Origin of the sequence: Reinekea marina (genome assembly GCF_030409715.1) — a bacterium.
Lineage (GTDB): Bacteria > Pseudomonadota > Gammaproteobacteria > Pseudomonadales > Natronospirillaceae > Reinekea > Reinekea marina.
Genome location: NZ_JAUFQI010000001.1, coordinates 510,195 through 525,151, shown reverse-complemented (window position 1 = coordinate 525,151; position 14,957 = coordinate 510,195). Strand labels below are relative to the sequence as shown.

The window sequence follows — 14,957 nt, the reverse complement described above, 5'->3', positions numbered from 1 at the left end:
CTTATGCTAACTCTGTGAGCGCTTGCTTGGCTTGCGCCATAGAGGCATTGGCTGATTCTTCACCAAGGTTTAACCCTTCGGCATACACAAACTCAACATCTTGAATACCTATAAAGCCCAAGAACTGACGCAGTAGCGGCGTTTGGTTATCGGCACCTTCTGGGTAAATGCCACCGCGTGAAGCAATGACTAAGGCGCGCTTTTCGGTTAATAATCCCACGGGGCCTTTATCGGTGTATTTAAAGGTGATTCCTGCACGGGCAATAGAATCAAAGTAATTTTTTAGCTGCACCGGGAAGGTAAAGTTATACATGGGTGCGGTAATCACGATGTCATTGTGCGCTTTTAGCTCGGTAATGAGTGCATCCGATTGCGCCACTAACGCCTCCTGCTCCGCAGTTCGCTGGTCTTCAGGCGTAAAAAACGCGCCAGCTAAATGGCCATCGAGTGCCGCAATGGGGCTTGCCGCTAGATCTCGCTGAGTCACTTTACCGCCTGGGTTGTTCTCTAACCAAATACGTTGATATTCATCGGCCAATGCGCCCGATTTAGATTGCCCAGCCATAACTGAGCTTTTAATAATAAGTAATGATTTCATTTCGGTGCTTCCTATTTGATATAAACCCACTATAGGCTATGCTAATTCGCAAATAAACTAGCAAAATAAGCAAGCCTTCTATGCAAAAAAGCAAAGAACTGAATTTTGATTGGGAAGACCTACGGTATGTTTACCATGTGGCAAAAGAAGGCTCGATAGCCGCCGCCGCGCGTAAGCTCGGTGTTAATCACAGCACCGTGTTTAGACGATTGAATCAGTTTGAAAAACGTTGCGGTACAAACCTATTTATTCGTAACAACAATGGCTATGAATTAAGCCCAACGGGTTTAGAGATACTCAGCTATCTCGATAAAACAGAAGAGAATATACAAGCCATTAGCCTAAAGCTGATGGGGAAAGAGCAAAATCTGGAAGGCAATATTCGCATAACCGTTCCTGGCGCACGCATTGAAACACAGGTGGTGGATTGGATTGTTGGCTTTCAGGCCATTCATCCCAACGTTCACTTCAGTATTGATTCAAGCTTGCGCCACGCCGACCTGAATCGACGTGAAGCCGACATTGCCATTAGAGCCACCATGACACCGCCCGAACATTTAGTAGGCTCGGAACTGTCTAGAATGAACTGGGGCGTTGTCGCGAACCCTGATTTATTGGAGCGATTTGGCGTTCCTGATACCTTTGAAGAGGCGCTGCAATTGCCTTGGATTGGTTACAACGGCAGTAAACCCAGCATTTTAGCGGAGCTGTATAAACGTTACTTGCCAAACAGAACCTTTGCCATTGAAGTCGATAATTTAGAGGCGGTTCGTTACGCCGCGCGAAAAGGCTTAGGGCTGGGCTTACTGCCCTTCGACGATGGCGGCGAAAACTTAGTGACCTTGCGCTTCCCGGAAATTCAGTTTGAAAGCGGCTTGTGGATACTGACGCACCCAGACCTAATTCACGCCGCTCGTATTTCAGCTTTTATGCAATATGTTCGAGAGCAAATGCGTTAAAGGCTGCTGGTTTCACCTTGTTTAACCTTTTCGATCGATTCTAACCAACCATCATAATAGGTATCACGTTTTTCTTTTGCCCAGCTCGGCTCGAACAACCGATCTCGTTGCCATAAATCACTGAGCTGGCTTAAAGAATCGTAAAAGCCTACCTGCAACCCCGCCAATTGGGCAGCTCCCAGCGCACTGGTTTCGGTAATGGTAGGGCGATCTACCGTGGCACCTAACATGTCGGATAAAAACTGCATCAACCAATTGTTGGCAACCATGCCGCCATCTACCCGCAATGCGGTTGGACGAACGCCATCCAGCTCCATCGCTTTTTGTAGGTCTTTTGTTTGGTAGGCAACCGATTGCAAACCAGCCGTGACAATTTCTTTAATGCCTGTGTCTCGTGTTAAACCAAAAATTGCGCCTCTTGCATTTGGGTCCCAGTAGGGTGCTCCTAACCCAATAAAGGCTGGCACTAAATAGACGCCATGCTCACTAGGTGTTTGCAAAGCCAGAGCTTCTGTTTCTTTGGCATCCCCTATTAACTTTAACCCGTCTCTTAACCATTGAATGGTGGTGCCAGCGGCAAAAATGCTGCCCTCTAACGCGTAAGTCACTTCGCCATTTAACCGATACGCGACCGTTGTTAATAATCGGTTTTGCGAAGACAACGCTTTTTTACCCGTATTGAGCATTAAAAAGCACCCAGTACCGTAGGTGCTTTTTGCCATGCCGGCTTCAAAACAGGCTTGGCCGAATAGAGCGGCGTGTTGATCACCTGCCACACCACCTATGCAAATTGATTCACCAAACCATTGCGGATCTACCGTGCCGAAGTTTGCGGAAGAATCAAGCACGGTGGGCAATATAGATTTGGGCACATTAAACAGTGCCAACAGGTCATCATCCCATTGCTGGGTATGAATATTAAATAAACTGGTTCTGGCTGCATTGGTGGCATCGGTTGTATGCGATGCACCGTTGGTGAGTTTCCATATTAAAAAGGTGTCGACCGTACCAAAGGCAAGTTCACCACGTTCCGCTTTTTCACGTGCGCCCGGTACGTTGTCTAATATCCAGCTAATTTTTGTGGCTGAAAAATACGGGTCTATTAAGAGCCCTGTTTTATCTTTTATGGTTTGTTCGTTTTTTGAGTCTGCCGATTCTAATTCGCTGCAGGTTGCTGCGGTGCGACGGTCTTGCCACACTATGGCGCGATGAATGGGCTCTCCGGTTGTGCGGTCCCAAATCATCGTTGTTTCTCGTTGATTACTTATACCAATGGCTGCAATCTGATTTGCGTTAATGTTGTGTTGCTTAATGACGCCTTGGCAGGTTGATAACACGCTATTCCAAATGTCATCCGGTTCATGTTCTACCCAGCCATCGTTAGGGAAATGCTGTGGAAACTCTTGCTGGCTAGTTGCACACAATTCTCCGTCGCGATTAAACAAGATAGCACGCGAGCTGGTAGTGCCTTGATCAATGGATAAAATGTAATCGGTCATCGTTTTGCCCTTTACAACTGAAATCTAAATCTATAAAAAAAGCTGAGGCATAAGGTGCCCTCAGCTTTCAATGAACGACCGCTCATAAATTATGGTGAGCGGTTAAAGCAAACTACTTCCAGCTTTCTAATAAAGTTGCGTAGTCTATCGTTACACCTTGTGGCTTTTCATTTTTCAACTTAGCCTTCGGTGCACCTGGCTGATTTAACCAGAAGCTTGGGTCCGATTCTTTATTAAGTTTCGGTCCACACTCACCTTGCACACCAGAGCGCTCTAAACGTGCCAGAACTTTATCTTGTGCTTTAGCTAAGCCGTCTAGCGCTTCTTGTGGCGTTGAATCGCCACTTGCGGCTTCAGCAATATACTGCCACCACAACTGAGCTAGCTTAGGATAATCAGGAATGTTAGTACCAGTTGGTGTCCACTGAACACGTGCAGGGCTTCGGTAGAATTCTACCAAACCACCTAACTTAGGTGCGGCATCGGTCATGGCTTGAGAGTTAATATCCGATTCACGAATTGGCGTTAAACCAACCAATGTTTTCTTCAAAGAAACTGTCTTAGATACCGTGAACTGTGCATACAACCAAGCGGCTAAACGACGCTTATCTGGCGTAGAGTTTAGGAAAGTCCAAGAACCCGTATCTTGGTAACCAAGTTTCATGCCTTCTTCCCAGTATGGGCCTTTAGGCGAAGGCGCCATACGCCATTTTGGCGTGCCGTCTTCATTGACGACCGGTAAACCTTCTGAGTTCATGCTCGCTGTGAATGCGGTGTACCAGAAAATTTGCTGAGCAATGGCACCTTGAGCAGGTACAGGACCAGCTTCACCGAATGTCATGCCTTGCGCTTCTGGTGGCGCATATTTTTTCAACCAATCAACGTACTTAGTGGTTGCGTACACGGCCGCTGGGCCGTTAGTTGCACCACCACGCGTTACGCTTGAACCTACTGGATTACACCCTTCTACACGCACGCCCCATTCATCAACCGGTAAACCGTTTGGAATGCCTTTGTCGCCTGCTCCCGCCATTGAGAACCAGGCATCGGTGAAACGCCAGCCTAAAGACGGGTCTTTTTTACCGTAATCCATGTGGCCGTATACACGTTCACCATCGATCTCTTTTACATGCACTGAGAAGAACTCAGCAATATCTTCATAGGCAGACCAGTTAACCGGCACACCTAAATCATATCCGTAGATTGACTTAAATTGCTGTTTAAGATCGGCACGTTCAAACCAATCGGCACGGAACCAATAAAGGTTAGCGAACTGTTGATCGGGTAGCTGATAAATTTTTCCATCTGGACCTGTCGTAAAACTTAGGCCAATGAAATCGTCTAAGTCTAATGTTGGAAGCGTGTAGTCTTTACCATCGCCGGCCATCATGTCAGAAATTGGCACAACCTTACCGTAACGGAAGTGAGTACCAATTAAGTCAGAGTCATTGATGTATGCATCGTAAATGTTACGGTCTGATTGCATTTGCGTTTGAAGTTTTTCAACGACATCGCCTTCGCCAATCAGATCGTGCACGATATTAATGCCGGTAATCTCTGTAAATGCTTTTGCAAGAACGTTCGATTCATATTCGTGCGTGGCAATCGTTTCTGATGCTACATTAATGGTCATACCACGAAACGGTTTGGCCGCTTCTGCAAACCATGCCATTTCTTGTTCTTGTTGAGCTTTGGTCAGTGTCGAAACGCTGAACTCTTGCTCAATCCATTTTTGTGCCGCGTCCGAATATTGATCGGCTTGCACAACACCTAAAGTTGCCAGAGAGATAGCTGCTGTGAGCAGTATCTTAGCTGGTTGGTTTTTCTTATTTTTCATCTTCAACCTCTTTTGGTTAACCGTAATGGTGATCTACGTTTGTGCCTAGGTAGTCCCAATTGCGTTTTGTCAGCGAACTGACGTTTAGCTCAAATGCCTAGCTAATGAGCACTAGTTGCGCACCTAGCAATTCATCTAACGCGGTCATTTAAGATTCTGTTTAGCGAACTCTTGAGCTCACTGTTAAAAAAGTTTTTATCCCCAACGAATCAGGCTTGCCACCCAAGCGATACAAAATACTAAGGGTATGATCAGCGTTGCTTCAAAGAAGCCGACGTACATTAAATGAATATATGCACTGCTGAGTAAGCCAATAAACAGGCGATCGCCCCGTGTTGTGGCGATGGGTAAAAAGCCTTTACGTTCAACGTTAGGACTCTTGATTTCCCATATCGTCATACCTATTAGAATGACGGCGATCGATATAAAAAAACCTGCGGTAACGGTGGTCCATGCCATCCAGCCCATTGTTAATCTCCTAATACAGTCGTCTTAACGCTTACACTCGACCGAGTGCAAAGCCTTTCGCTACATGATTTCGAACCAACCAAATCACCATCAAGCCTGGTAAAATAGTGAGCACTCCCGCGGCGGCTAACAAGCCCCAATCGATACCTTCGGCCGAGATGGTTCGTGTCATCACAGCGCCAATGGGCTTGGCCTCTACAGAGGTTAGTGTTCTTGCCAGCAGCAACTCAACCCAAGAAAACAGAAAGCTAAAGAACGCTGTTACACCAATGCCCGAACGAATCAGCGGTAAGAAAATTCGGATGAAAAATCTCGGAAAACTGTAGCCATCAATAAAGGCGGTTTCATCAATCTCTCGCGGCACGCCCGACATAAAGCCTTCTAATATCCAAACCGCTAACGGAACACTGAACAAACAATGCGATAGTGCAACGGCCCAATGTGTATCGAATAAACCCACCGATGAATACAGCTGAAAAAATGGCAATAAAAATACCGCTGGCGGAGCCATTCGATTCGTTAACAACCAAAAGAACAAATGCTTGTCACCAATAAATTTATAACGACTAAAGGCATAAGCCGCCGGTAACGCTACCGTTAATGTGATGATCATGTTTAGGCCGACGTAAATCAGCGAGTTCACATAACCCATATACCAACTCGGATCTGAAAAAATGGTCACGTAGTTAGAAAAGGTAAAATCTTTTGGCCATAAGGTTAGCCCGCTGAGCACTTCATCTTTGTGCTTAAACGACATGTTCAACAACCAATAAATAGGCACCAACAAGAACACAACGTAGACACTTAAACCAATTATTTTTCGTTTACTATTCATCATAAATGCCCTTATTTATCCTTATCCATTTCGGTGATCGTGGTAAAGAACAACCACGACGCCAGTAGCACGATTAAGAAATAGACCAGTGAAAATGCGGCCGCAGGTCCTAAATCAAATTGACCGATGGCCATTTTCGTTAGGGTCTGGCTTAAAAAGGTTGTTGAACTACCTGGACCTCCACCGGTTAATACAAAGGGCTCGCTGTAAATCATGAAACTGTCCATGAAACGCAACAAGGTACCAATGACGAGAACACTTTTAAGGCGCGGTAATTGAATGTATCGAAACACCGCCCAGTTCGAGGCTCGGTCGATCGCTGCTGCTTGATAGAAAGCATCGGGAATAGCACGCAAACCGGAGTAACACAGCAACGCCACTAGTGGAGTCCAATGCCATACATCCATAAGCACCACTGTAAACCAAGCGTCCATTGGGTTCGCGGCGTAGTTATAGTCGATCCCCAGGCTGTTCAGTGCCCAGCCGAGTAAACCCACATCGGCACGACCAAAGATTTTCCAAATCGTCCCGACCACATTTCCTGGTACTAATAGCGGAATTGCCACAATGATTAAGCTCACCGATGCCATGCGGCCTTTCGTTGGCATCATTAGGGCAATGGCGATTCCCAATGGAATTTCGATGGCAAGGACTGTGAACGAAAATATAAATTGGCGAATCAGTGATTCTTGTAAACGCGTGTCCAGCAATACTTCTCTGTACCATTCCACGCCCACAAAGTAAGCGTTGTTTTGGTCAAAGATATCTTGAACGGAATAGTTCACCACCGTCATCAGCGGGATCACAGCTGAAAAAGCAACCAAAATAAATACCGGCAGTACTAACCACCATGCTTTATTGTTTTCTACTTTTCTCATTCTTCTAACCCCCCAACCAAATACTCATCGATGTACACTTTTAACCACTGCTCAGGGAAGCTGACGTAAGCTTTTCGCTCTGGAATAAAATCGTCTTCGTCTAAGCGAGCTTTGATGACATAGCTGCCTAAGGCTAAGGTAAGAATTTTATAGGTGCCTAAGTCTTCAACATGCTTCACATCGCATGCGAAGGCATCTTCCGTTGGCTTGTTCCAAACGTGAACAAACTCTGGGCGTATACCAACTTTGATGTTTTCACTGGTACTTTGATCGACTATTTTTTTAACATTTTCTTCTAACGGAATATTAAACCCTTCGAACTCCACGCCTGTTTTATTTGGCGTCACGTTAAAAAAGTTCATACCTGGGCTGCCAATGAAGAAACCAACAAAGGTATGATTTGGGTTTTCAAATAGCTCTCTTGGCGTACCAAATTGAACGATTTGGCCGCCATACATCACAGCAATTTTGTCGGCAAAGGTAGACGCCTCTAGCTGATCGTGTGTTACGTAAATCATGGTGATGCTAAATTGTTCATGAATCTGCTTTAGCTTACGTCGCAACTTCCATTTTAATTGAGGGTCGATCACCGTGAGCGGCTCATCAAATAAAATCGCCGAGACATCATCACGTACCAAGCCACGACCCATTGACACCTTTTGCTTTTCATCAGCTGATAAATTCTTCGCCTTTTTCTTCAGCACTGGGTGTAAATCTAAAATTTCGGCAATCTCATGAACCTTGCTAATCACCTTTGCTTCGGAAACTTTCATGTTACGCAGCGGAAACGCTAGGTTATCGAATACCGTCATCGAATCGTAGATAACAGGAAACTGAAACACCTGCGCAATGTTGCGCTCTTGTGGCGGTAAATGATTTACAGGTTTGCCATCAAACAACACTTCGCCATCAGAAGGCGTTAAAAGCCCGGAAATAATATTGAGCAGTGTACTTTTGCCACAGCCTGAAGGCCCTAGTAGAGCAAACGCACCACCTTGCTCCCAAACATGGTTCATTTCCCTTAACGCATAATCGTCTTCACCCTGCGGGTTTTTAGCATAACTGTGCGCTAATGATTTCAAATGTATTTCAGCCATTGGTTTGACCTCTTACTAACCGAGAAGGGGATTGAATCATCTTGCCGTTAAGATCAAAGACAAAAAGCTTGTGGGTTGGTAGATACACGTTAATCGTGGAATCTGTTTTATACGCATGAACGCCAGAAAGCTGCATCACTATTTCAAAGTGGTTGTTCTTGGCATGGATGAAGGTTTCAGAACCACTGATTTCGGCGAGCTCCACTTTCATTGATAATTCAAGATCATCATCGTTGTGCGGTACTAAGCCAATGTGGCTAGGGCGGATACCAAATTTATAACCGCCCGGAGTTAAACCTCTTAAATCTTGGTTCAGTGGGAAATGCGCCGTTTCATCGAAGGTGACTTCGTTTTCGGTCACTTCCCCTGCAATCAAGTTAATGGGCGGCTCACTGAACAGGTCGGCGGCATCAACATCGACAGGCTCACGATAAACTTCGGCCGATGGTCCGCTTTGAATTAACTTGCCTTCGTGCAATAAAGAGGTGGTGCCTCCCAACGCCAAGGCTTCATTTGGCTCGGTAGTGGCATACACGGCAATGGCATTTCGTGCCTTGAACAATTCACGTAATTCTACGCGCAACTCTTCACGGAGCTTGTAATCTAAATTCACCAACGGTTCATCAAATAACAAGATACTGGCATCTTTCACTAGAGCTCTTGCCATAGCGGTACGTTGTTGTTGCCCTCCTGATAACTCTAACGGGTAGCGATCTAGGAATTGCGAGATTTGCAACATGTCGGCTGTTTCACCCACTCGCTTGGTGATTTCTGCTTCGGATATTTTGGCCAGCCGCAGTGGCGAAGCAATGTTTTCTCGCACGGTTAAGTTGGAGTAGTTAATAAACTGCTGATAAACCATTGATACGTTGCGTTTTTGAACAGCCATACCGGTTACATCGGCACCGTTCATGATTAGTCGTCCGCGCGTCGGTTTATCTAAACCCGCGATGACACGCATCAATGACGTTTTGCCTGCGCCGGTCCGGCCCAGTAACACGTTAAATGAGCCAGGCTCTAGATTAAGGTTGACGTCACTTAAGTAATCGCACCCTTCTACCACGAGACTGACATTTTCTAATTTGAGGGACATAATACCGTCCTGTGATTTTTAATGTTTTTGCACAGTGTTGAACACTGAACACTTTTTATTTTTGTCTTTGAAGGATAGCGATAACTGTGCCAACCTAAAAAAGGTGTGCATAAGAAATTATAAGCTATTGTTTTTAAAGGGATATCTATAAAATGAACACACTGTTCACTGAGAGAAAACTAGTGTTGTTATGTTCAGTCTGTTCAGACGATTGTTGACTTTGTTCAGCGCTGAACACTACTATGTGAACACAAGGCCACTCTAGATTTGCCTAATTAAAACAACAAAAATTGAGTTCCCTATGAGCAGTTCGATTATCGATACCTTAGGAAAAAGCCGTTTTTCGGCTAAAAGCTCGCCCACGAATGAGGCACCTCTTGATCATCAAACGATCATCGAAGCTTCTTGGGAGCGATGCAGAAATTACGGGCTAGACCCCTCTTCTGAACCAGTGATTGAACGATTAGGCACCGGTGATGTCAGCAGCCTTAAAGAAGAGCATCACTTTTTGGTAGAAACCACCAACAACGAAGTGCTGCCCTATTATGAAAATATACTGTCGAACAGCCAATGCATGATCATGTTGACGGATAGTCGTGGCCAAATGTTAAACAGCTGGGGCGATCGACGGTTTCTAAATAAGCAACAAAAAGCATTTTTTGAACCCGGGACCTACTGGGGCGAAAACGTGAACGGCACCAATGCCATTGGCACCGCTATGGAGTTGGGGCATGCCGTTCAGGTTCAGAAAGATGAGCACTTTTTAAAATCGAATCGCTTTATGGTGGGTTCGGCCGCCCCAATTTTTAATGTAAACCATGATTTATTGGGCGTTATTGACGTATCGAGTGATACCTATTTGCCGCATTCTCATACTTTGGGCATGGTTAAGCTGATGTCTCAAGCCGTTGAAAACCGGCTCATTGTTAAAATGTTTTCGGCTGAGAACTATTTGCTCAGTTTTAACACGAATATCGACAACATCGATAGCCAATGGGCAGGTTTGATCGTTTTTAACGAAGATGGCACCATTATCTCTGCAAATCGACGCGCAGAACTGCTGTTAGGCTACGATTTAGCCTTAACAAATATCAGCGATATATTCGACTTCCCACTTCTTGAACTTAAAAACCACCCAGAATCTATGCCCATTAAACTGCCTGCTTTAGGGCGCTTTCAGATGCACGGTGTATTAAAGCGACCCACTGAAAAGGCAATACAAGCCATCGATTTTCGCCAGCGGTTAATCAAAAAGCGTAAAAAGGAAGACACACAGATTACCTTAGACCGTTACAGCTTTGGCGATCCTCGTATTGAACATTGCATCAAACAAGCTAAAAAGATCATCGAAAAAGATATCCCTCTGCTCATATTTGGTGAAACCGGCGTTGGTAAAGAGGTGTTCGTAAACGCCTTGCATGAATACAGTTCTCGTAAAACCTATCCTTTGGTAGCGGTCAATTGCGCGGCCATTCCGGCGGAGTTAGTAGAATCCGAATTATTTGGTTACGAAAAAGGAGCCTTTACCGGTGCGAGCAACAAAGGGGCAACCGGCCTTATTCGTAAGGCGCACAAAGGCACTTTATTTTTAGATGAAATCGGCGAAATGCCATTAAAAGTACAGGCGCGTTTATTAAGAGTGCTTCAAGAACGAAAGGTATACCCGCTTGGCTCTACGGAGTCTTACCCTGTTGATATTAAACTCATTTCCGCCACTAACCGATCGTTGCGGGAAGATGTTGAAAAGGGATTGTTTCGACAAGATTTATATTATCGAGTCAGCGGCTTAAATATAGAGCTGCCCGCACTGAGAGAACGAACAGATCAGGTTGAATTGTTTAAAGAAATTTACAATTTGTATCGCACCAATGAACAACCTGAACACCTGCCTGAAAACATTATTGAATTGTTTCAAAAGCACCCTTGGCCAGGCAACATTCGCCAGTTGGTGAGTGTGTTGCAAATTGCACTGGCGATGGCCGAAAACCAACCCATTCAGCCAACCGATTTACCCAGCGATTTCTTTGAAGATATTGGTTCAACGACCGTATCGACCAGCCGGCCATTGCAAGGCGAGTTTAAGCCAGAGCCTGCAAGCGCGCCTCAGCCTGCGGAAACCAATGCGACGGATCGAAACGATGTTGTGGCCGTTTATAATGCGAATCAGGGCAATATATCAAAGACCGCCAAGGCGCTTAATATTAGCCGAAACACCTTATATAAACGTTTACGAGAACTGGGCATCAAGTAATAGGCTAACGTGCGCCACCCACCATGAACCCGGCTGATAAATGGTGGCGCATAAGAAACATTAGAATGGCCCCGGGTACAATAGACAACAACGACATGGCCATGACCAACCCCATATCAGTTTGAAAACTAAATAATGACGATATCGCCATGCTAATTGGCTTGCCGTTGGTTACCGTCAGAATGCGTGCAAATACGACCTCTACCCAAGAAAACATAAAGCAAAAGAAGGCTGCAACGGCAATGCCTGGCTTTAGCGTTGGCACCAGTAACTTAAAGAAGAATCCCAAAAATGAGTAGCCATCGATAAAAGCCGTTTCATCAAATTCTTTTGGAATCGCAGAAATAAAACTTTCTAGAATCCAAATGGTGATGGGTACCGTAAACAGGCAATGTGCGAGCGCAATAGCCAGAGGTGAGTTGACTAACCCTAAAGCCGAGAACAACTGAAATACCGGGAAAACCATCACCACCGGCGGTGTCATTCGACAGGCTAACAACCACAAAAACACGTGTTTATCGCCTATAAAACGGTATCTTGCAAAACCATAGGCGGCCGGCAACGCAACCGGTAAGGTTATTGCAATGTTTAGTGCTACGTAGGTGAGGGAATTAACTATAGAGTTTACTAAGGCTTCGTTTTTAAATAGATGCTGGAAATTAAGGAGTGTCCATTGGCCTGCCTCAATACTTGGATGCTCAAGCGTCGATTGAAAGCTTAAATAAAAGATAGGCACCAGCGGCCAAATGACAAAAAAACTAAACGCAACGACCGGCATGCGTTTTAATACAGACCAAAGAGCCCGTTGGTTTTTTGAATTAATGTTCATATTTTTTCTGAGCCACTTTGAAAAACCAAACGACGGTTAATATTATAATGAAGTAAATCATAGACCTTGCCGAAGCTGGGCCGTAATCAAACGCCTTGATAGATTCGGCTAAATCCATCGCTAAAAACATGGTTGCGTTTTTAGGTCCGCCTGCATTTAAGCTAAAGGCTTCGGTGTAGCTCATAAAACTGTCCATAAATCTCAATAGCAATGCCATAAGTAACACGCCGATTATTCTCGGAAATTCAACCACTTTGAAAACGGTCCAACGTGACGCCTTATCGATGGCAGCGGCCTGATAATACTCTTTAGGAATGGTCGATAAACCGGCATAGCACAGCAACAAGACTAAACTGGTCCAATGCCAAACGTCCATTAGAATCAACACAATCCAAGTATGAATTGGATTGAACTTCCAATCTAGATCAACCCCAAACGCCGCGAACACGGCAACAAACGAATCGGAACTAATCAGCACGTGCCAGAGCATGGGAATAATATTCCAGGGCACCAATAGTGGTAACGACAAAATGACCAAAAATAAAGCAACAAAAGCGTTTCGCCTTGGCAGTGATAACGCTAATAAAATGCCTAATGGTATTTCAATGATCAAGACCAACAATGAATACAGCAGACTGCGACCCAAGCTTGCGTAGAAGTGGCTTGAACCTAAAATATCACGATACCATTGAGCGCCGACCCAAGTTTTAAAATCTTGCGTGAAGATATCGTGAAAGGAAAAGTTAAATACCATTGTAAGTGGTATTAACACAACTAAGGCCAACAGCAGCAACGCTGGCAATACGAGCAACCAAGCAAGGTTATTGTTTACTTTTGTCATGCTTAAAGCCCAGTTGCCAAAGAGTGCGTTAAAATTGCAACAATTAGGCCAAACTTTCAATCGTCGAACTGTTAATACTCGATTAGAGCAACCCCATAGTTCATGGGGCTTTGCTAAAAACCAAACCGTTTAATTATGATCCGGTACCTGCTTTAAAAGCTAAGAAGTGTTCACCCTATTGTTCAAACTGTTCAGAATTTTTGAACAATAGGACCTACATCAGCATTGGATAACCTAAAGGCAATCATAAAGCAGCTGAACGTGCGCTTTTGGGTTTTCGTTACTTACACCCTTTTTAACTGGGTAAGGCTCGTTGCGCCATAAGTAAGTTAAGGTACAGCCTTTAAGTTGCGTTGATTGGCCGAGCTTTAACGAAATAACACCCTGATCATTATTGGTTAACGTAACGACCGCATCATCAATTTGCAATGAACCTATCGAGGTATGTAGGCTGGTTCTACGGACATCATAAAATGCCCTATGTAAGTACCTTCGCTAGCAGCGCATCAAATTTATCAAAGCCTTCGGCGATCAATTCATCGGTTATGGTTAATGCTGGCAAGAAACGAATGACATTGCCGTAGTAACCACAAGATAATAAGACGAGTCCCGCTTCTTGCGCGTGCGCAATAATTTGTTGGGTGACCTCGGTGTTCGGTTGCTTCGCCTCTCCGTTAGTCACAAGCTCCATGGCGATCATGGCACCGTTAATGCGAATATCACCAACCAGGTCTGGGTATTTTTTGGATACTGCTTGAATGCGTTTTTCAAATTGTGCGCCTATTTCATTGGCTCTTTGCACCAATCCTTCTTCCTCGATGATATCTAAAACGGCTAACGCGGCCGCACAACCAACAGGAGAACCACCATAGGTGCCGCCTAAACCACCCGGTAACGGCGCGTCCATAATGGCGGCTTTACCACACACGGCTGAAATGGGATAACCACCGGCTATCCCCTTGGCCATGGTCATAATGTCGGCTTCAATTCCGGCGCGTTCCAAGTTAAAGAAGGTGCCCGTGCGGCCAAAGCCCGATTGCACTTCATCAATAATTAGGACGATGCCTTCTTCATCACACAGCTTTCGCAAATAGGTTAACAGCGAAACCGGTGCGGCGTAAAAGCCGCCTTCACCTTGAACAGGTTCAATAATAATGGCCGCCACATCGCGGGCTTCGATGCTGGTTTTAAACAGGGTTTCAATGCCACGAATCGAATCTTCTACTGTAATGCCATGCATCGCCATAGGGTAAGGTGCGTGGTAAATATCGCCAGGGAACGGCCCGAATAAATGTTTATACGGGACGGTTTTCCCTGTTAACGCCATACTGAGGTTCGTACGGCCATGGAAACCACCGGCAAATGCAATGGTTCCACGCCGCCCGGTGTAAGCGCGTGCAATTTTCACGGCGTTTTCGACCGCTTCTGCACCTGTACTTACAAAAATAGACTTTTTAGGTGTATCACCCGGTACAAGAGTGTTGAGCTTTTCAGCCAATTCTACGGCCTGCTCGTAAGGGTTTACCATTAAACAAGTATGTGAAAAATTAGCCACTTGCTTTTGCACGGCTTCGACAACCTTAGGGTGACTGTGACCGGTGTTACACACCGCTATGCCTGTGGCGAAGTCGATGTATCGGTTTCCATCGGCATCCCACAGTTCTGCATTTTTTGCGTGTGTGACAAACGATGAATAAAGGTTACCCATACCTCGCGCAATAGCGTTGCTTTTGCGTTCTTGCAGTTTTTGGTTGTTACTCACTCTTGTATCC

The 14,957-nt window shown here is 45.2% G+C and carries 16 protein-coding genes; 4 read left to right on the top strand and 12 right to left on the bottom strand.

The window, feature by feature from the left end; all coding sequences use genetic code 11:
- Position 1: 1 nt before the first annotated feature.
- Complete coding sequence (locus tag QWZ13_RS02890) at positions 2 to 598, bottom strand: FMN-dependent NADH-azoreductase (protein WP_290280454.1); 597 nt, start codon at positions 596 to 598, stop codon at positions 2 to 4.
- Positions 599 to 678: 80 nt separating this feature from the next.
- Here QWZ13_RS02890 and QWZ13_RS02885 point away from each other — a divergent pair, with 80 nt between their 5' ends.
- Positions 679 to 1,557, top strand: coding sequence for a LysR family transcriptional regulator (locus QWZ13_RS02885; protein ID WP_290280453.1), 879 nt, complete (start codon positions 679 to 681; stop codon positions 1,555 to 1,557).
- On the opposite strand, the gene glpK is transcribed toward QWZ13_RS02885, so the two are convergent.
- From glpK to QWZ13_RS02850, 7 genes are all read right to left on the bottom strand, one after another.
- A complete protein-coding gene (glpK, locus tag QWZ13_RS02880; protein WP_290280452.1) occupies positions 1,554 to 3,056 on the bottom strand; it encodes a glycerol kinase GlpK in 1,503 nt (500 codons plus the stop codon). The genes QWZ13_RS02885 and glpK overlap by 4 nt on opposite strands.
- Positions 3,057 to 3,168: 112 nt before the next feature.
- Positions 3,169 to 4,893 carry an ABC transporter substrate-binding protein gene (locus tag QWZ13_RS02875; RefSeq protein WP_290280451.1) on the bottom strand — a complete coding sequence of 575 codons (1,725 nt, stop codon included), beginning with the start codon at positions 4,891 to 4,893 and terminating at the stop codon, positions 3,169 to 3,171.
- Positions 4,894 to 5,088: 195 nt separating this feature from the next.
- Positions 5,089 to 5,361: a DUF2160 domain-containing protein gene (locus QWZ13_RS02870; protein ID WP_216001028.1), complete on the bottom strand. Its 273-nt coding sequence runs from the start codon at positions 5,359 to 5,361 to the stop codon at positions 5,089 to 5,091.
- A gap of 31 nt (positions 5,362 to 5,392) precedes the next feature.
- Positions 5,393 to 6,199, bottom strand: a complete 807-nt coding sequence (locus tag QWZ13_RS02865; RefSeq protein ID WP_216001027.1) for a carbohydrate ABC transporter permease — start codon at positions 6,197 to 6,199, stop codon at positions 5,393 to 5,395.
- Between the two features lie 8 nt (positions 6,200 to 6,207).
- Positions 6,208 to 7,074, bottom strand: a complete 867-nt coding sequence (locus tag QWZ13_RS02860) for a carbohydrate ABC transporter permease (RefSeq protein ID WP_216001026.1) — start codon at positions 7,072 to 7,074, stop codon at positions 6,208 to 6,210.
- A complete protein-coding gene (locus tag QWZ13_RS02855; protein WP_290280450.1) occupies positions 7,071 to 8,171 on the bottom strand; it encodes an ABC transporter ATP-binding protein in 1,101 nt (366 codons plus the stop codon). The genes QWZ13_RS02860 and QWZ13_RS02855 overlap by 4 nt, the downstream gene beginning before the upstream one ends.
- On the bottom strand, positions 8,164 to 9,264 hold the full coding sequence (locus QWZ13_RS02850; protein WP_216001024.1) for an ABC transporter ATP-binding protein: 1,101 nt from the start codon (positions 9,262 to 9,264) through the stop codon (positions 8,164 to 8,166). Before QWZ13_RS02850 ends, QWZ13_RS02855 begins: the two co-directional genes overlap by 8 nt.
- Before the next feature lie 301 nt (positions 9,265 to 9,565).
- On the opposite strand from QWZ13_RS02850, the gene QWZ13_RS02845 reads away from it, so the two are divergent.
- Positions 9,566 to 11,515: a sigma-54-dependent Fis family transcriptional regulator gene (locus QWZ13_RS02845; RefSeq protein WP_290280449.1), complete on the top strand. Its 1,950-nt coding sequence runs from the start codon at positions 9,566 to 9,568 to the stop codon at positions 11,513 to 11,515.
- Between the two features lie 4 nt (positions 11,516 to 11,519).
- On the opposite strand, the gene QWZ13_RS02840 is transcribed toward QWZ13_RS02845, so the two are convergent.
- Both QWZ13_RS02840 and QWZ13_RS02835 read right to left on the bottom strand, forming a co-directional pair.
- Entirely contained in the window at positions 11,520 to 12,344 is an 825-nt protein-coding gene (locus QWZ13_RS02840) for a carbohydrate ABC transporter permease (protein WP_290280448.1), read from the bottom strand.
- The gene (locus QWZ13_RS02835) at positions 12,334 to 13,185 is read right to left on the bottom strand and encodes a carbohydrate ABC transporter permease (RefSeq protein WP_290280447.1); all 852 of its coding nucleotides are present in this window, start codon (positions 13,183 to 13,185) and stop codon (positions 12,334 to 12,336) included. Before QWZ13_RS02835 ends, QWZ13_RS02840 begins: the two co-directional genes overlap by 11 nt.
- Between QWZ13_RS02835 and QWZ13_RS02830 the strand changes: the two genes are divergently transcribed.
- Positions 13,169 to 13,318 carry a hypothetical protein gene (locus tag QWZ13_RS02830; protein WP_290280446.1) on the top strand — a complete coding sequence of 50 codons (150 nt, stop codon included), beginning with the start codon at positions 13,169 to 13,171 and terminating at the stop codon, positions 13,316 to 13,318. The two genes, QWZ13_RS02835 and QWZ13_RS02830, sit on opposite strands and share 17 nt — an antisense overlap.
- Entirely contained in the window at positions 13,296 to 13,418 is a 123-nt protein-coding gene (locus QWZ13_RS02825; protein WP_290280445.1) for a hypothetical protein, read from the top strand. Before QWZ13_RS02830 ends, QWZ13_RS02825 begins: the two co-directional genes overlap by 23 nt.
- A 1-nt stretch (position 13,419) precedes the next feature.
- Here QWZ13_RS02825 and QWZ13_RS02820 read toward each other — a convergent pair whose 3' ends face one another.
- Positions 13,420 to 13,614 carry a hypothetical protein gene (locus QWZ13_RS02820; RefSeq protein ID WP_290280444.1) on the bottom strand — a complete coding sequence of 65 codons (195 nt, stop codon included), beginning with the start codon at positions 13,612 to 13,614 and terminating at the stop codon, positions 13,420 to 13,422.
- 49 nt (positions 13,615 to 13,663) lie between these two features.
- Entirely contained in the window at positions 13,664 to 14,947 is a 1,284-nt protein-coding gene (gene gabT / locus QWZ13_RS02815; RefSeq protein WP_290280443.1) for a 4-aminobutyrate--2-oxoglutarate transaminase, read from the bottom strand.
- Positions 14,948 to 14,957: the final 10 nt, after the last annotated feature.